The organism is Actinomadura sp. 3N407 (assembly GCF_052245875.1).
In the GTDB taxonomy this organism is placed as follows: domain Bacteria; phylum Actinomycetota; class Actinomycetes; order Streptosporangiales; family Streptosporangiaceae; genus Spirillospora.
Map to the genome: position 1 here is coordinate 130,854 of NZ_JBQQBP010000001.1, position 17,274 is coordinate 148,127.

The window sequence follows — 17,274 nt, forward strand, 5'->3', positions numbered from 1 at the left end:
CTGCGCGTCAAAGATCTGCTTGCCCCTCCATCTCTATCAGGGGCGGTCAGGTCTTGACGGCTCCCATCGTGAACCCGGTGACGAAACGGTCCAGGAACAGGTTGAAGAGGAACGCGATCGGCACCGCCGTGATCACCGTGGCGGCCTGCAGCGACTGCCAGAAGAAGACGTCCCCCCGGACCAGCTGGGTCGGCACCCCGGTGCTGATCACCATCTCCGGGCTCGCCGACACGAACGCCAGCGCGTACACGAACTCGCTGGACGTGAGCGTGAAGCTGAACACCACGACCGCGACGATCCCCGGGAACACCAGCGGCATCACCACCCGCCGGAACGCGCCGAGACGGCTGTAGCCGTCCACCATGGCCTGCTCTTCCACGTCCTTCGGGACGGCCTTGAGGAACCCGATCAGCAGCCACACCGACACCGGAACCGTGATCGTCGGATACACGACGATCATCGACCAGAGCGTGTTCTCCAGGTGCAGCGCCACCACGACGCGCGTCAGCGACAGGAACAGCAGCGACGGCGGCACCAGATACACCAGGAAGATCGCGATGCCCATCGGCGTCCCCCACGGGCGGTCCAGACGCGCGAGGGAGTACGCGGCGGGCAGCGCCAGCGCCAGCGTCACCGCCACCACCGCCGCGCCGACGATCAGCGTGTTGACCACGAACGTCATGAACGGGGTGTCGGTGAACAGGAACGTCACATGGTCGGGCGTCGCCGGCATGTTGAAGAAGAACGGGTTGCTCTCCGGGTTGTACAGGTCCTGGTTCTGCTTGAACGCGCTGATCACGCTCCACAGGAACGGCAGCGCGCACAGCAGCGCGGCCATGATCGCGGCCGCGTACACGCCGCACCTGGCCGCCGCGTGTCGCCGCCCGTACCGCCGGCGGAGCCGCTCCACCTCGTCGCCGGACGCCTTCCCGGCGGGCGCCCCGCCGCCGGAAGACTCGTTGCCGGACCGCTGGGCCGTGCGCAAACTTCCTCGCCTCCGCTCGGGGCTCATCGGGCCTCCAGACGCCGGACCGCGCGCAGGATCGCGATCGCGGCCGCGAGCAGCAGCGGGAACAGGAACAGCGCGATCGCGGCGCCCTGCCCGACGTCGCCGCCCTCGATGCCGCGGAAGTACGCCCACGACGCCAGGACGTCCGTCGAGTGCGTCGGGCCGCCCCGCGTCAGCACGTACGGGACGGTCATGTCGGTGAACGTCAGGATCGCGCCGAACAGCGCGGCGACGGCGATCACCGGCATCGTCATCGGGATCGTCACCTCGAACATCCGCCGCCAGAACCCGGCGCCGTCGATCCGCGCGGCCTCGTCGATGTCGCGGGGGATCGCGATCAGCCCCGCCATCACGATCACCGCGGCCAGCGGCGTCAGCCGCCACACGTGCACGGCGATCACCGACGCCATCGCGGTGCCCGGACGGCCGAGCCACACGACGTTCGCGTCGATCAGCCCGACCTGGCGCAGCACCCAGTCGACCGGCGAGAAGATCGAGTCCAGGAACCACAGCCACGAGATCGTCGACAGCGCCACCGGCGTCGTCCACGGCAGCAGGATCAGGAACCGGACGAACCACTTGCCGCGGAAGTCGGCGACCAGGATGTTGGCGAGGATCTTCCCGAGCACGACGATCAGCACCATGCTCACCGCGGTGAAGACCAGCGTGTTCCGCAGCGAACGCCAGAACACCCGGTCCTCGAACACCTCGGCGAAGTTGGCGAACCCCACGAAGTCGAACGACGGGTCACCGGTCGTCACGTCCGAGAACGCGAACGCGATCGCCAGCAGGAACGGGATGCCGACCAGCGCGATGATGTAGATGACCGACGGCAGCAGCATCACCCACGCGAGGAACCCGTCACGGTCGGCGAGCCCCGCCTTCGTGCGCCTGTCACGCCTCCGCGCCGTGTCCGGCTCCGGTTCGGTCTTCACGTCCGTCATGGGGCGTCCCCGACCGGCACCGCGGCCGCCCGGGTTCCCCCCTCGGCGTCGAAGAACCGGAGCCGGTCCGAGGGCACCGCGAACTCGTGCGTCTCCCCGGCCTCCAGCGGCGTCCCCACGGTCGCGGGCAGCCGGGCGATGACGCGGGTCTCCTCGCCGATGCCCGTCACCGTCCCGTACACGTGCCGGTCGCCCGACAGGTACTCCATCCGGTCGACGTGCAGCGGCATCGTCACCCGCGTGTCCGCCGCGACGTTCTCGGCGGGCAGCAGATGCTCGGGGCGGAACCCCACCAGCCGGTCACCGCGCTTGACGAGGTTCATCGGCGGGGACCCGATGAACGTCGCGACGAACGTGTCGGCCGGGTCGTCGTACACCTCCTGCGGTGTCCCGATCTGCCGGACGCGGCCCCGCTCCAGCACCGCGATCCGGTCACCGAGGCCCATCGCCTCCGCCTGGTCATGGGTCACGTAGATCGTGGTGGTCCCCACGCGCTCCTGGAAGCGCTTCAGCTCGTCCCGCGCCGTCGCGCGCATCTTCGCGTCCAGGTTGGACAGCGGCTCGTCCAGCAGGAACACCGCAGGGTCACGGACCAGCGCGCGTGCCAGCGCCACCCGCTGCCGCTCCCCGCCCGACAGCTGGCGCGGTTTGCGGCGCAGCAGCGGCTGAATCTCCAGCAGATCCGCCGCCCACTTCGCCTTGCGGTCGCGTTCCTCCCGGGCCATGCCCTCCGCCCGCAGCGGGAAGACGATGTTGTCCATCACCGTCTTGTGCGGGTAGAGGGCATACGACTGGAACACCATCGCGATCTGCCGGACCCGCGGCGGGAGCCCGTTCACCACGTTCCCGCCGATCAGCACCTCGCCTTCCGTCGGCTGCTCCAGGCCCGCGATCGTCCGCAGCAACGTCGTCTTCCCGCAGCCGGACGGCCCGAGGAGCACGAGATACTCCCCGGGCTCCGCCGCCAGATCCACGCCGTCCAGCGCGAGGACGTGCTCCGACCGCCCCCGCCGCGCCCGAAGATGCCCGTCGAACGCCTTGACCAGCCCCTTCACTTCGACGGTATTCACAGACCTCGCCTCCGCTCAGAGGATGTGCACGGGATCAGCCGCCCACGAGGCCGCGGGAGCGCCAGTTCTCGAAGATCGAGTTGATGCTCTTCTCCGCCTCCGCGACGGCGTCCGCGGGGGACGCCTGGCCGCGGGCGGCGCGCCCGAACATCGTCGGCAGGATGTGCGTGTTGAAGGTCTCCCCGATCGCGGGGTTGGACGGGCCCGGGTAGCCGATGTTGGCGCTCCACGACACGGCGTCCTTCAGCAGGCTGAGCTTGTTCGCGGGCTTGGCGCCCCACGGGTCGTTGTCGAACCAGCCGTTCAGCTGCGGCACGAGCGACGGCCACGCCGGCAGGTCGTACAGCTCGGAGTGGTACGTCACGGCCGGGAAGTTGGCCGTGTAGTGCAGCAGGAACTCCTTCGCCGCGTCCGCGTTCTCCGCGTACTTGGGGACGATCCACTGCTGGATCACGTGCTGCGCCGCGAACGACGCCTTCGGGCCGCGCAGGGCGGGGACGAAGAAGATGTCGTCGCCGATCGTGCGGTTCGTGCCCATCGCGGTCCGCCACGCCGAGATCGAGTTCAGGATGAAGGACGACTTGCCGGCGATGAGCGCCTGGTTGTTGGACGCCGGGTTCCAGGAGAAGACCTCGCTGGTCTCGGCCTCCTTGAACAGCCGGGTCATGTACTCCACGGCCGCGACCGTCGCGTCGGAGTTGATCACGACCTGCTCGTTCTCGTCCTGGACGGAGCCGCCGAACGACCACAGCAGCGCCCGCGCCGCCATGTTCGAGTCGGTCTCGGGGGACAGCCCGATCCCGCACGGCACCCCCGTCTGCTTCTTGATCTCCGAGCCGCCGCGCAGCAGGTCGTCCCAGCTGGCCGGGCCGTTCGGCATGCCGACCTTCTCCCACATCGACTTGCGGTAGTCGCCGGGGTCGGGCGTCCAGCCGGGGCAGTAGGCGTAGAACCGCTCGGTGTTCGGGTTGTAGCTCGACTTGCGGCACAGCTCCTGCTGCTGTCCCCACCGCCGGTTCGCCTCCTGGACGACGTCGGACATGTCCAGGACGGACGGCTCGTACTGCGAGAACGGCGCGATGTGCTGGATGAGGTCGTGTCCGCGTCCCGCCTGGATCTCCGACGCGGCGCGGCGGGGGACGTCCACGGTGTTGACATGGTCGACGCGGACGTCGACTCCGACTTTCTCACCCCAGTCGGCGACGAACTTGTCGAACCACTTGTCGTGCCGGGGCACGAAGTGGCTCCACATCAGGATGCTGAGCGAGCCGCTCAGCTTCGACGCGGGGGAGGTGAACACCTCCTTGGGAGCGTTACCGGAGTTCTTCGCCTGCGGTCCGCTGGACTCGCTGGCGCATCCCGCCAAGAGTCCGTACGCGCCCGCGGCGAGCGCCGTGGAGGACAGGAATCCGCGTCTGCTGATTCCGGCGAAGTCGGTGCGGGGGGTGTGGGGGGTCGTGCCCCCTCGGGGGGTACTGAGCCGGTCGGCCATCGGGAGTCTCCCTCGCCGCTGAAGGTCTCCCCTCGAAGGTAGATCGACGAGGCCGTTTCATCCAGAGACGATCCGGTAACTCGGTGTCACTGTGGTCTCACGGGCAACACCGGTCCCAAAGGTCACTCGCGTTGCTCTTCGATGACCCTGACAAACCACTGACCCGATGTTTCAGCTGGCCTTACTCTCTCCGTGGTGCCGCCGCGCCGCCCCGTCACCTTCCGGCGGCCGCTACTTCCCGGTGGCCTCGGTGTAGGCGGCGATGACCTCGTCCGGCTCGCCGTCCATGTGCATCCGGCCCTCGTCGATCCAGATGACGCGGTCGCAGGTCTCCTTGATCACGTCCAGCTGGTGGGCGACGAGGAACACCGCGCCCGCCTCCTTGCGCAGCTCCTCGATCCGGCGCTTGCTCTTGACCTTGAACTGGGCGTCTCCGGTGGCGAGGGCCTCGTCGATCAGCAGCACGTCGTGGGTCTTGGCCGCGGCGATCGCGAACCGGAGCCGGGCGCCCATGCCGGACGAGTACGTCCGCATGGGGTACTGGATGAACCCCTCCTTGAGCCCCGCGAAGTCCACGATCTCCTTGTAACGGGACTTGGTCTCCGCAGGGGTCATGCCCATGGCCAGGCAGCCGAGGACGATGTTGCGCTCACCGGTGAGGTCCTTCATCAGGGCCGCGTTCACGCCCAGCAGGGACGGCTGGCCATCGGTGTACACGCCGCCCTTGTGCGGCGGCAGCAGCCCCGCGATCGCCTTGAGCAGCGTCGACTTGCCGGAACCGTTGGTGCCGATGATGCCGACGGCCTCCCCGCGGTAGACGACGAACGTCAGGCCCTTGATCGCGTGGACCTCGGTCATCGTGGGGCGGCTCTGCCGGCGGAGGACACGGGAGAAGGCCGACGCGGCGTTGCCCTTCCCTCCCGCCCCGTAGACGCGGTAGATGATGTGCAGGTCGTCGACGACGACGATCGGGTCCCGGTGCGGGTCGACGTCGACGGCCCCCCGGACCTTGGTGTCAGCCACGGCCGTATCGCTCCTCGGCTCTGTAGAAGTACATGAACCCGCCGACCAGCATCACCACGGACCAGATGAGGCCGTACAGCCACAGGTGCGCCGACGAGGTGACGCCCAGGTCCGTCTGGACGTAGTTCCGGTATTCGCCCAGCAGGACGTACCGGCTGAGCTCCAGGTACACGTACGCCGGGTTGAGCTGCAGGAGCTCGCCGAGGAAGGGGTACTCGGCCAGCTTGCCCCGCTCCATCAGCGAGGGCAGGCTGAAGATGACACCGGACATGTACAGCCAGGTGCGCATGACGAACGGCAGGAGCTGGGTGATGTCGCGGTTGAACGCGCCCAGCCGGGCCATCACCATGCTGATGCCCACGTTGAACATGAGCTGCAGGAACACCACCGGCACGAACAGCAGCATGTGGAACGACCACGGCTCGCCGAAGGCGATGATGATCGTGAACAGCACGGTCAGGGCCATCAGCAGCTGCTGGAACTCCACGACCGCGATCGCGAGCGGCAGCGTGGCCCGCGGGAAGTGCAGCGCCCGGATCAGCGAGAGGTTGTCCCCGACGGATTTGGCCCCGGCGGTGACGGACCGCTGCGTGAAGCCGAACAGGAAGACGCCGGTCACCAGGAACGGGATGAAGTCCGGTACGCCGCGGCTGATGCCCAGCAGCAACCCGAAGACCAGGTAGTACACTGCCGCGTTCAGCAGCGGTGTCAGCACCTGCCACACCTGGCCGAGGCGCGAGTCGCTGTACATCGAGATGTTCTTGGCGGAGGCGAACGCCCATATGAAGTTCCGCCGGGCCCACACACTTTGGAGGTATTTGCGCAGCGGGGGGCGCGCCGCGCTCTGCCTCAGCCCATGCCGTGCGGCGTAGTCGGCCAGCGTCTCGTTCACGTGATGGGGCTCCGCGATCGTTCCGACCGACTCGCCACCCGGGGAACCGAGCCGTTCCGGGTGACTCATGCCGCGAAGCTTATTGCAGTCGATGAGTCGAGAGTGACGTGTGCCCGCATGTGACCCCCGATTTGAGATCTTAACGGAATCATGTCGGCCTCCCTGGGGATACCCCGGTCATGCGCGTCAACCACAATCGGCGGACTCCCGCGCCGTCACGGCCCGTTCGCAGGCCCGGCCGCCGCCCGGCACAGGAACCCCGGCCGGGCCTGCTGCCTTCCAGCGTGCGGCGTTCCCGGCTGCTGCGCAGGCTCGGGCGGGCCGACCGGTGGGCGTTCGACCGGGTCGCGGCGGCACGGCTGCCGGGGCTGGAGTACGTCCTGCCGAGGCTGTCGCGGTTCGCCGACCACGGAGTGCTGTGGTTCACGACCGCGGGTGTGATGGGGCTCGCGGGACGGGCCGGGCTGCGGCGCGCGGCGCTGCGCGGCTCGATCGCGATCGCGGTGGCGAGCCCGGCGGTGAACGTCCTCGGCAAGCACGCGTTCGGCCGCAAACGCCCCGTCGTGGATCTGGTGCCGCCGATCCGGATCCGCTGGAAGCTGCCGACGTCGCACGCCTTCCCGTCCGGCCACTCGGCGTCCGCCGCCGCGTTCGCGGCGGGCGTCGCTCTGGAGGCGCCGCGCCGGGTGGCCGTGCCGGTCACGGCGACGGCCGCGGCGGTGGCGTTCGCCCGCGTCTACACCGGCGCCCACTATCCGGGCGACGTCCTGGCCGGGATGGGGATCGGCGCGCTCGCCGCGGTCGGGACGCGGGTGGTGTGGCCCGCGCGGCCTCCGGTGGCCCGCGTGACCCGGGCCGAGGACGCCGGCGCCGAGGGCGGGCCGGTCACCGAGGACGGGCGGGGCCTGGTCGCGGTCGTCAATCCCGGCTCGGGCGTGTCCGGTGAGGCGACCGCCGGGATCCTGCCGGGCCGCGCGGAGATGGCGATCGGGCTGGTGGAACGGGAACTGCCGGCGGCGGAGATCGTCCGGTACGGCCCGGACGAGGACATCGACAAGGTGTTCGGCGAGGCGGCGGGGCGGGCCGCGGTGCTCGCCGTCATCGGCGGGGACGGCACCGTGAACGCGGGCGCGCGGGCCGCGCTGGAACACGGCGTCCCGCTGCTGGTCATCCCCGGCGGGACGTTCGACCACTTCGCCCGCGCGCTCGGCATGGAGTCCGCGACGGAGGCGATCGCCGCCTACCGGGACGGGCGGCTCGGCCGCGTCGACGTCTCCTACGTCACACCCGCGGCCGGCGAGCACGGGCGCGACGAGGAGCACCTGTTCCTCAACACCGCCGGTTTCGGCGCCTACACCGAGATGATCGACCGGCGGGAGCGGCTGGAGCACCGGCTCGGGAAGTGGCCGGCGCTCGCCATCGCCGCCGCCCGCACGCTGCGGCACTCCGAGCCGGTCGAACTGGTCGTGGACGGCCGGAGACGCAGCGTCTGGCTGGGGTTCGTCGGGAACTGCGTCTACGGCTCGCGGGGCGCGGCGCCCACCTGGCGCGAACGCCTCGACGACGGGCGGCTCGACGTCCGGATGGTCGCCACCGGACGCCGCGTCCCCCGCGTCCGCGCGCTCGCCGCGATCCTGGTCGGGCACCTGCACATCACGCCCGGTTACCGCGCGTGGCAGGCGAGCCGCCTGGAGGTGGTGTCGCCGTCCGGGGGCGTGCGGCTGGCCCGGGACGGCGAGCTCTCCTCGCTGCCCGCCTCGCTGCGGTTCGGCAAGCACACCGGCGCCCTGGCGGTGTTCTGCACGGCCGACGCCACCGCCGGCGCCGCCTGAACGTTGATATCGAACGCGCCCGGCCCACGGTTCGGCTCCCTGCGGCCGGGTAGGGGACGGGACGCCCACGGAGGAGGGGGACCGGAATGACGAGCCATGACACCGCGATGGGAGTCGACCCTGGCGCGCTCACCGACGATGACCTGTTCCGTGAGCTGGGCCACCTGTACCAGACGAGGCTCGATGCCCTCCGGCACGCCGCCGACCAGGCGTACGGGGAGCACACGCGCCGTATGAACCAGCTCGAAGCCGAATACCTGCGCAGGCGTCCGGGGCGCGAGATCGATCCCGAGCGGCTGCGTGAGGGGGCCCGCGCCCGCTGACGGCTTCGTGCCGAACCCCGGCCGCCCGGCCGGTTCCGCGCCACCGGCCGGACGGTCGGCCGCCTGTTCCCGGGGCCGGCGCCGGGCCGGCCATCGGTGCGACGAGCCCTGCCGGGGCTTGTCTTGTTCGGGGGTTCGTCTTGTTCGAGTAAAAGGCCGGGCGTTGGCCGTGGTGGAGCGGAAGGGTCCGTTGCAGGATCCGGAAGGGATCCTCGGGGGGTGTGAGCTGTGAGGCGGACCCGGCCTGGCCGGAATCGACTGCGCCATCGGAAACGACATGGTCATGGGCACCAGCCGAAGCTTCGCGAGTGCGTCCGCCAGTGGTGGCCGTTCGTGGCGGGGGCGCTGGCGACGACCGGGCTGCTGCTCGGCGCCTACCTGTGGGCACCGCGGGAGCCGGGCGCGGCGGCGGCGCTGGCCGTCCCGGGCGACACCCCGCCGGACGGTTCGCCGCGGAAGAAGACCGTTCCGGGGCAGGCCGCGCCGGTCAAGCCCGTGCCGGAGCGGCCGATGAGCAGCTACACCACGCATTTCACGCCGGGGGAGCCCCGGGTGCGCAACATAGAGCTGGCCGCGGAGAGCCTGGACGGGCACGTCGTCGCCCCGGACCGGACGTTCTCGTTCAACGGCGTCGTCGGGCCGCGCACCAAGCGCCGTGGTTACGTGCCGGCCCCGGCCATCATGGGCTCGCGGCTGGTGAACGACGTGGGCGGCGGCATCTGCCAAGTGTCCTCGACGTTGTTCAACGCGGTGTTCCGGGCGGGCCTGGACATCCGGAAGTCACGCGCGCACACCATGTACATGCCGGAGTACCCGGAGGGACGCGAGGCCGCGGTGTCCTACCCGGCGCTGGACTTCACCTGGCGGAACGACACCGGGCAGCCCGTGCGAATCGAGATCGCCTACACGGCGTCGTCGCTGACGGTCAACCTGTGGGGGGAACGCAAGTACGAGGTGCGGTCGAAGACGTCCGAACGGTACGGGTTCAGGCCCTACCGGACGGGCGTGGGACGGGGACGCAGGTGCGTTCCCATGGTCGGCCGCAAGGGCTTCGAGATCGACGTCTGGCGGACCCTGCTCGACGACGGCCGGAAGGTCCGCCGCGAGAAGTTCCACACCGAGTACCGTCCGCAGCCCAAGGTGAAGTGCGCGTAGGGGTGTGTGCGGAGCCCGGCGGCGCGCATGACAGTGTTGAAGGCATGGCGGTGTTGAAGGCATGGCGGTGTTGAGGGCATGACGGTAGGCGAAGGAACGTACGAGCTGGGGCCGGACGATGGGCGGCTGCTGATCAGGACGGGCCGCAGCGGGCTCGGGCGGCGGGCCGGCCACGACCTGACCATCGAGGCCACCCGGTGGACGGCGGCGGCCGAGGTCCGGGAGCCGCTGGACGGGTCGTCCGTCGAGGTGACCGTCGACGTGGACGCGCTGGAGGTGCGGGAGGGCGCCGGGGGCGTGAAGCCCCTGACCGACGAGGACCGCGCGGAGATCAAGAAGAACCTGCGCAAGGTGCTGGACGTCCGGCGCTATCCGCACATCACGTTCGTCTCCACCCGGACCGCCGGGGACGACGAGATCGAGGGCGACCTGACGATCATGGGGCGGGTGAAGCCGGTGCGGATCCGGGCCGCCCTGGAGGGTGACCGGGTGCGGGGCGGTGTCACCGTGACGCAGAGCCGCTGGGGCATCAAGCCGTACTCGGCGTTCTTCGGCGCGCTCAGGCTCGCCGACGACGTGGAGATCGAGTTCGATCTTCGGTTTCCCGCCTAGCGCGGGCGGCGCGGGTGTACTGGTCGTCCAGGCTGCGGGGGAACGGCAGCATCCGGTGTACGTCTCGCCAGGGCGCGAACTGCCGGACGGCGTTGAAGCCGGCCGCGGTCACGATCCGTTCGACGTTCGGTCCGGGCGGGCAGGCGGGATAGGCGTCCAAGTGCGCGACCTGCGGGGGCAGACCGTCCGGCCTCTGGGGCGATATCAGCGTCATCGGCGGGCGGACACCCTCGGCGGACGCCATGTCCCGTGCGTAGGCGACGAGTTCGAGCGTCTCCGGGTCCGGGCCACTGTGGACGATGAGCCAACCGTCCACGTCGACCGGTTCCGACGGGGGATCGGTCAGGAGCAACGGCGAAACCTCGTCCGAGACGGTGTGCAGGTACGCCTCGTGCGGAGGATACAGGGGTTCGAGGACGAACGTGCGATCGAATCGCGGGGGGTCGGCGGGCAGCATCGGCGCGTAGGCGTCCCAGCGCAGCAGCCGCGCCAGATGCGTGACCTTCGTGCCGGGCGGGATGCCGTCGGCCCGGGTGAGTTCGCCCTTCAGCCCGGCCGGGAACGCGTCCACGATCACCTCGTCCGGCGCGAATCCCGCGATGTCGCCGCTCCGCACGACGCGCCAGCCGCCCGTGACGCGCGCATCGCCCGCGAACGGCGACCCGGTCACGACGGTGACGGGCCCGTCCGGGAGGTGCCCGTCCAGGCGCAGGGTGTGCAGGGCGGACCGGAGCCGCGTCAGATGCCCCAGCCCGTCACCGGAGGCGTAGCAGAGGATCAACGGACCGCGTCGAGGACGGCCAGGTAACCGGCGGTCTCGGCGGCGGGAGTGAAGTCCCGGCGGACGCGCTCCGCGCCCGCCGCGCCGAGCTTCGCCAGTTCCTCGGCGCCCGCCCGCGCCGCCCGGTCGATCGCCGCGCGGCAGGCGTGCGCATCGCCGGCGGGGAACACGAAACCGATCTCGTCGTCGGCCACGTCCGCGAGCCCGCCCGCGTCCGACGCGATCAGCGGCACTCCGAGCGCCGCGGCCTCAAGCGCGACGTTCGGCATCCCGTCGTAGAACGAGGGCAGCGCGACCAGGTCACAGCTCGCGTAGACGGCCGGGAGGTCGTAGCGCTCAAGGAACGGCAGGACCGAGTGCGGCACGGACCCTTCGCGCTCGGCCAGCCACTCCGTCACGGACTCCTCGACCTCGCCGACCAGCAGCAGATGGAACGCATCGGCGTGCCCGGACGCGGCCAAAGCGTCCAGGAAGAAACCGATGCCCTTCTTCACTTTGAGCTGCCCGATGAGCCCGATGGTCCGGTGTCCGGTCCGGACGTGCCCGTCCCGCCATGCCCGGCCCCGCTCCCGCTCGGACGGCAGGATCCGCCACTGCCCGGTGTCGACGCTGTTGGCGACGTACGCGACCGCGGTGTCCGGGGCCAGCGCGGACACCAGCGGCGCATGGGAGCGGGCGACGACGCACACCCGGGACGAGGCGCGCAACGCGTCCGCCAGCACGCCCCGCCGCCGCGTCGAGAAGACGCCGACATCGATGTCGTTGCCGCGCAGCAGCGTGATCAGCGGCGCCCCCAGCAGCGCGGACAGGACGGGCGCCGCGAGCATCGCGTACGTCCCGCCGAACGCGACCACGTGACTGTAGCCGGTGAGGTTCTCGGCGGTGATGGTCGTCCACAGGCGGCGCAGCGCGTGCTCGTGGTCGTCGCCGAGCGGGGCGGACAGCAGCCGCCCGCCGTGCTCACGCCTGACGCCCCACGGGCGGGCGCGGCGGGTCAGGTGCGCGACGTCGACCTCCGCCCCGGACGCGCGCAGCCCCCGGACGATGCGGTCGCACGACTGGGACATCCCGCCCTGGCTCGGCGGATAATGCTCGGTCAGCCACAGAACGCGGTGTGCCGGCATCAACTGTCCACGAAGCCCGTGTCGTCGTCCGTGCCCCAGTCGCCGCCGTGGGAGTACTCGCCGCCCGGGTTGAACGCCCCGCGGTCGTATTCGTCGAACGACGAGTACCAGTAGGAGTCGCGGTAGGTCTGCGAACTCCGCTGGTAGTAGTGCCGCCGGTAGCCCCGGGTCCAGGACGGGTCGTGCGGGTCGTCCGTCCGGTACCCCTGGGCCGCCGCGCACTCGGGGCAGAGCCCGCCCGGCGCGGCGTGCGCGCCGCAGACGGCACGTCCGCACTGCGGGCACGACGCCACCGCCGCCTGCCCGCAGTGCCCCAGAACGAAGAACCCGGTGGTCACCGTGCAGCGGGTCACTTGGCCCTCCTCGCGGCCGTGCCGGGCGGCGTCCACCGGAACGGTTCAGTCGAAACCTGCAGGATCTGGTCCACCATCGCCCCGTCCTCCAGCGGCCCGGCGAACTTCCCGTTCGCCCGGATCACCAGCCGCCCGCCCTGCTTGACCCGGACCCTGACCCATTGCGGCGGCGGCGTCCCCGGCCGCTGGACGACCGCGTCCTTCGCCAGCCGGCGCGTCACGCTCACGATCTGCACCGTCTTCGACTTGCTCTTGAACTTGATCTTGCCTCGGGGATTGCGTTTGCGGTACTTGCGGTGCCGGATCCGGTCGGTCACCGACAGCTCCAGGACGCTGCCGTCCCGCAGTTCCGCCCGCATCCGCAGCCACGGGTCCACCGCGTACCACTGCTTCATCGACGTGATCGGCGGCCGGACGGGCACGTCGTGCTGAGGCCCGTTCTTCTCGGGCAGCTTGTGGCCGCGCATGTCCGCCGCCACCGACAGCGTTCCGTCCGGCCGCATGTCCGCCGCCAGCACCCGCAGCATCGGCACCAGGACGCCCGGGACCCGCCCGGAGAGCCGCCACCTCCGCCGGCGGATCTCGGCGCTGTGCCGCGCGAGGCTCTGGATCACCTGCTCCCAGTCGTCCCGCCGCAGCGAGACGGAGAAGCCCCCCTCCAGGGTCAGCGCCTTGTGCAGCGGGTGGAACCGCTCGATGGCGGCCTTCTGCTTACGCCAGAACATGACGAACCACCTATCGCCCCCGTTCTTCGATCGGCCGCGTGACCGTGCGGTATACCTCTGCCAGCCGGTCGCGCGAACGCGCCCAGGTCAGGTGGTCCTCGATCCGCCGGCGGCCCCTCCGCCCCATCGCGGCGGCCTCCTCCGGATACTCCAGCAAGATCCGGACGGCCCTGGCCAGCTCGGCCGGACGGTCCGCGGGGACGAGCCGCCCGTGCTCCCCGTCCGCCATCAGCTCCCGTACCGCCGGCAGGTCCGAGGCCGCCACCGGCACACCGGCCGCCATGGACTCGATCACCTTCAGCGGCGCGCACCCCTGGTCGAGGTTGCGGGCGCAGCCCGTCAGCGGGGCCACCGAGACCTCCGCGTGCGCCAGCCACGCGGCGACCTCGTGATGCGGCAGCGTGAACCGCCAGTCGATCCTCTCGTGCACCCCGAGCCGCTCGGCCAGCCGCCGCACCGGCCTCGCGCGCCGTTCCGGGACGGACGCGCAGATCACGAGCCGCAGATCGTCCAGGTCGGCGAGCCTGGCGAACGCGCGCAGCAGCACGTCCAGGCCCTGCCACGGCTGCAGCGCACCGATATAGACGACATACCTCGCGGGGGCGTCGCCGGGACGCTCCGGCCTCTCGCGGATCTCGGCCCCGTTCGGCACCAGATGGATCTTGCCCTCCGGCACGCCGAGCCCCCGGACCGCCTCACCGATGACCCGCGACGGCACCACGACCACATCGCTGCGCTCCAGGCAGAACCGCTCCAGTTCCCGGATCTTGCCGAGCGTCCTGGGCGCCGCCCACGGCCAGGTGTGGCTCATCTCGATGGACGGCAGGCCGTTGACCTCGTACACGACCCTGTGGCGCCGGCCGTCCGCCACCGCGGGCAGCGCGCTCCACGGGTCCCGGACGTGGCAGACCTCCAGCGTCCCGAGATGCGGCTCCAGATGATCGGCGACCCACCCGGAGAACGCCTCCGCCCGGTCGATCAGGTTCGGGATCGGCGCGTCGAACCGCGCGATCTCCCGCGGCCCCTCCCGCTGGTAGCGCGGCAGGTCACCGCCGCCGATCACGCCGAGCAGGCCGCCCTCGTAACGCGTGAAGAGCTCGTCGGCCATCTGCGCGATGTGCACCGCCGACCCTTTGCTGGACGGGAACCGGTCGAACGCGACGTACGCCGCCCGGTGCCTCATCCGACCCGCACTTCCTCGTGCACGCCGCGATGCCAGGCGATCTGGTCCGCCAGCCCGTCGGCCAGCCCCGTCGTGGCCGTCCAGCCGAGCATCTCCCGGGCGCGCCCGGTGTCGGCCCACGTCCGTGCGGCGTCACCGGCCACCGGCGCCTCCCGCCGGATCTCCGCCCGGACGCCCAGGATCCCGGTCAGCATCCCGATCGCGTCCCGTACCGCCACGGGCTCATGATGACCGACGTTGACGGCGATGCCCGGCCGCAGATCCTCGGCCGCTGCCACCAGCGTCGCCGCCACCACGTCCCGGACATGCGTGAAACTCCGCGAACTGCGCCCGTCCCCGAACACCGGCAGCGGCCGCCCGTCGAGCGCCGCGTCCACGAACCGGTGGAACGCCATGTCGGGCCGCTGCCGGGGCCCGTACACCGAGAAGTACCTGAGCAGGACGGTGCGGAGACCGCTGCCCGCGGCCGACCCTGCGAGGCGCTCCACCTCCACCTTGCTGGCCGCGTACGGGCTGGCCGGGTTCAGCGGATCGTCCTCCCGGTTCGGCCGCCGCCCCGCCGACCCGTACACCGACGAACTGGACGCGATGACCACTTTCGGCCGCAGCCTGGCCGGCCGCTCCAGGCACGCCGCGAGCAGCCGCCGGGTGGCCACCACGTTGTCCCGCCGCGCCGCCGCCTTCCCGGTGCCCCACGAGCAGCGCACCCCCGGCCGCCCCGCGAGGTGGACGACGACGTCCGCGGCCGCGACGGCCTCCAGACCGTCCACCGCCAGATCGACCTCCGCGGCGACGACGCCCGGCCCCACCGCGACCTTCGCCCACGTCCGGCGCGCGACCTCCGGGGCCAGCGAACGTCCGGGCGCGTCAACGGCGAGCACCTCATGCCCGGCGCCGGAGAACGCATCGACCACATGGCTCCCGATGAACCCCGCCGCACCCGTGACGACCACCCGCACCCGCGCACTTTATCCGTACCAGTACAGACTTGGACAGATGCCCGACCCTTCTCACCTGCCAAGATCAGCGCAGACCCTGGGAGGGGCCCGGCCGGACCACCCGGGCTTCGTCCCAGACCGGTTCGCGGGACTCGTAGACCGAGCCGTCCGCGCCGAACACGAGGCAGCGGTCGAAGGAGCGGGCGAACCAGCGGTCGTGGGTCACCGAAAGGACGGTGCCCTCGTAGGACTCCAGCCCTTCCTGGAGGGCCTCGGCACTGGCGAGGTCCAGGTTGTCGGTGGGCTCGTCGAGGAGGAGCAGCGTGGCGCCGCCCAGTTCCAGCAGGAGGATCTGAAGACGGGCCTGCTGGCCGCCCGAAAGCGTCTCGAAGGGCTGCTCGGCGCAATATTGGAGTTCGTAGCGGGCCAGGGCGCTCATCGCGTCGTTGCGGAGGCGTGCGTGCTCGGTCATGACGATCTCGCACGGCGTGCGTCCCGCCAGGTCGGGGCGCGCGTGGGTCTGGGCGAACAGGCCCGGGACGACGCGCGCGCCGAGGCGGGCCGTGCCGGTGTGGGCCACGGGCGAGGCCGGGGTCGCGCCGCGCGGATGGGAGTCGGCGATGGCGGTGAGCAGCCGCAGGAAGTGTGATTTGCCGGAACCGTTCGAGCCCAGCACCGCGACCCGCTCGCCGTACCAGACCTCGGTGCCGAAGGGCTTCATGAGGCCCGTCAGTTCGAGGTTCTCGCAGATCACCGCGCGTTTGCCGGTGCGGCCGCCGTGGAGGCGCATCTTGAGGTTCTGGTCGCGGGGCGGGAGTTCCGGCGGCCCGGCCTCCTCGAACTTGCGCAGACGCGTCTGCGCAGCGCGGTAGCGGGACGCGAAACCGTCGTTGACCGTGGCCTTGTTCCTGAGGGTGTTGACGAGTTCCTTGAGTTTCGCGTGTTCCTCGTCCCAGCGGCGGCGCAGCTCCTCCAGGCGTTCGTTGCGGTCGCGGCGGGCGGCGGCGTAGGTGGAGAAGCGGCCGCCGTGGATCCAGACCCGGCCCGCCTCGACGGTGACGATGCGGTCGGCGGACCGGTCGAGGAGCTCACGGTCGTGGGAGACGAGCAAGATGGTCTTGGGTGATTCGCGCAGCCTCTCTTCGAGCCACCGCTTGCCCGGGACGTCCAGGTAGTTGTCCGGCTCGTCCAGGAGAAGGACCTCGTCGGGGCCGCGCAACAGGGCTTCGAGGGCCAGGCGCTTCTGTTCGCCGCCGGAGAGGGTGCGCACCTCGCGCCAGCGGCACGAGTCGTAGGAGACGCCGAGGGCGGCGACGCAGCAGGCGTCCCAGAGGACCTCGGTCTCGTAGCCGCCCGCGTCGCCCCAGCCAGCGAGTGCCGTCGCGTACCTGAGCTGGGTCGGCTCGTCGTCGCGTTCCATCATGGCGAGTTCGGCCGCCTCGACGGCGGCCGCGGCCTCGCGCACCCGGGGAGGCGCGATGGAGAGCAGCAGGTCGTGGACGGACGAGTCGTCCCGCATACCGCCGATGAACTGCCGCATCACGCCCAGCCCGCCGCTGTGGGCGACGGTTCCCGCCTGGGGCGTGAGGTCCCCGGCGACGAGGCTGAGCAGCGTCGTCTTGCCGGCGCCGTTCGGGCCGACGAGTGCCGCCGTCACGCCTTCGCCGACCCGGAAGGAGACGTCGTCCAGCAGCACCCGGCCGTCCGGCAGGGTGTGGCGGACATGACCGACCTCGACGTGGCCCACGGTGGCTCCCCCTCGATACGTGCCGAGTCTCGGGAACGCCGGTGGGTCCGTCAAACGGATTTCGGTGAAGC

Annotated in this window: 17 protein-coding genes; 4 read left to right on the plus strand and 13 right to left on the minus strand. The window is 71.0% G+C overall.

What is annotated here, in order from left to right:
• Positions 1-46 precede the first annotated feature (46 nt).
• The 6 genes from ACTWPP_RS00570 to ACTWPP_RS00595 all read right to left on the minus strand — a co-directional run bounded on the left by ACTWPP_RS00570 (position 47) and on the right by ACTWPP_RS00595 (position 6,499).
• On the minus strand, positions 47-985 hold the full coding sequence (locus ACTWPP_RS00570) for a carbohydrate ABC transporter permease (RefSeq protein WP_443102015.1): 939 nt from the start codon (positions 983-985) through the stop codon (positions 47-49).
• A 23-nt stretch (positions 986-1,008) separates the two neighbouring features.
• Positions 1,009-1,953, minus strand: a complete 945-nt coding sequence (locus ACTWPP_RS00575; protein ID WP_443102016.1) for a carbohydrate ABC transporter permease — start codon at positions 1,951-1,953, stop codon at positions 1,009-1,011.
• Positions 1,950-3,023, minus strand: a complete 1,074-nt coding sequence (locus ACTWPP_RS00580; protein ID WP_443102017.1) for an ABC transporter ATP-binding protein — start codon at positions 3,021-3,023, stop codon at positions 1,950-1,952. The genes ACTWPP_RS00575 and ACTWPP_RS00580 overlap by 4 nt, the downstream gene beginning before the upstream one ends.
• A gap of 34 nt (positions 3,024-3,057) precedes the next feature.
• Entirely contained in the window at positions 3,058-4,515 is a 1,458-nt protein-coding gene (locus tag ACTWPP_RS00585) for an ABC transporter substrate-binding protein (RefSeq protein WP_443102018.1), read from the minus strand.
• Between the two features lie 231 nt (positions 4,516-4,746).
• Complete coding sequence (locus tag ACTWPP_RS00590; protein WP_443102019.1) at positions 4,747-5,538, minus strand: ABC transporter ATP-binding protein; 792 nt, start codon at positions 5,536-5,538, stop codon at positions 4,747-4,749.
• Positions 5,531-6,499 (minus strand): ABC transporter permease, encoded by a 969-nt coding sequence (locus tag ACTWPP_RS00595; RefSeq protein WP_443102020.1) that lies wholly within the window; start codon positions 6,497-6,499, stop codon positions 5,531-5,533. The genes ACTWPP_RS00590 and ACTWPP_RS00595 overlap by 8 nt, the downstream gene beginning before the upstream one ends.
• A gap of 215 nt (positions 6,500-6,714) precedes the next feature.
• On the opposite strand from ACTWPP_RS00595, the gene ACTWPP_RS00600 reads away from it, so the two are divergent.
• The 4 genes from ACTWPP_RS00600 (at position 6,715) to ACTWPP_RS00615 (ending at position 10,352) form a co-directional block, all read left to right on the plus strand.
• Complete coding sequence (locus ACTWPP_RS00600; RefSeq protein ID WP_443102021.1) at positions 6,715-8,262, plus strand: bifunctional phosphatase PAP2/diacylglycerol kinase family protein; 1,548 nt, start codon at positions 6,715-6,717, stop codon at positions 8,260-8,262.
• Positions 8,263-8,348: 86 nt separating this feature from the next.
• Positions 8,349-8,585 carry a DUF6158 family protein gene (locus ACTWPP_RS00605; protein ID WP_443102022.1) on the plus strand — a complete coding sequence of 79 codons (237 nt, stop codon included), beginning with the start codon at positions 8,349-8,351 and terminating at the stop codon, positions 8,583-8,585.
• A gap of 333 nt (positions 8,586-8,918) precedes the next feature.
• Positions 8,919-9,740, plus strand: a complete 822-nt coding sequence (locus ACTWPP_RS00610; protein ID WP_443102023.1) for a VanW family protein — start codon at positions 8,919-8,921, stop codon at positions 9,738-9,740.
• A 78-nt stretch (positions 9,741-9,818) separates the two neighbouring features.
• Complete coding sequence (locus tag ACTWPP_RS00615) at positions 9,819-10,352, plus strand: YceI family protein (protein ID WP_443102024.1); 534 nt, start codon at positions 9,819-9,821, stop codon at positions 10,350-10,352.
• Here ACTWPP_RS00615 and ACTWPP_RS00620 read toward each other — a convergent pair.
• From ACTWPP_RS00620 to ACTWPP_RS00650, 7 genes are all read right to left on the minus strand, one after another.
• Complete coding sequence (locus ACTWPP_RS00620) at positions 10,300-11,133, minus strand: hypothetical protein (RefSeq protein ID WP_443102025.1); 834 nt, start codon at positions 11,131-11,133, stop codon at positions 10,300-10,302. The genes ACTWPP_RS00615 and ACTWPP_RS00620 overlap by 53 nt on opposite strands.
• Positions 11,130-12,257 (minus strand): glycosyltransferase family 4 protein, encoded by a 1,128-nt coding sequence (locus tag ACTWPP_RS00625; protein ID WP_443102026.1) that lies wholly within the window; start codon positions 12,255-12,257, stop codon positions 11,130-11,132. Before ACTWPP_RS00625 ends, ACTWPP_RS00620 begins: the two co-directional genes overlap by 4 nt.
• Positions 12,257-12,610, minus strand: a complete 354-nt coding sequence (locus tag ACTWPP_RS00630; protein WP_443102027.1) for a hypothetical protein — start codon at positions 12,608-12,610, stop codon at positions 12,257-12,259. Before ACTWPP_RS00630 ends, ACTWPP_RS00625 begins: the two co-directional genes overlap by 1 nt.
• Entirely contained in the window at positions 12,607-13,335 is a 729-nt protein-coding gene (locus ACTWPP_RS00635; RefSeq protein WP_443102028.1) for a hypothetical protein, read from the minus strand. The genes ACTWPP_RS00630 and ACTWPP_RS00635 overlap by 4 nt, the downstream gene beginning before the upstream one ends.
• A 10-nt stretch (positions 13,336-13,345) precedes the next feature.
• Positions 13,346-14,518 carry a glycosyltransferase gene (locus ACTWPP_RS00640; protein ID WP_443102029.1) on the minus strand — a complete coding sequence of 391 codons (1,173 nt, stop codon included), beginning with the start codon at positions 14,516-14,518 and terminating at the stop codon, positions 13,346-13,348.
• Positions 14,515-15,477, minus strand: a complete 963-nt coding sequence (locus ACTWPP_RS00645) for an NAD-dependent epimerase/dehydratase family protein (RefSeq protein ID WP_443102030.1) — start codon at positions 15,475-15,477, stop codon at positions 14,515-14,517. Before ACTWPP_RS00645 ends, ACTWPP_RS00640 begins: the two co-directional genes overlap by 4 nt.
• Positions 15,478-15,541: 64 nt before the next feature.
• Positions 15,542-17,203 (minus strand): ABC-F family ATP-binding cassette domain-containing protein, encoded by a 1,662-nt coding sequence (locus tag ACTWPP_RS00650; protein WP_443102031.1) that lies wholly within the window; start codon positions 17,201-17,203, stop codon positions 15,542-15,544.
• Positions 17,204-17,274: the final 71 nt, after the last annotated feature.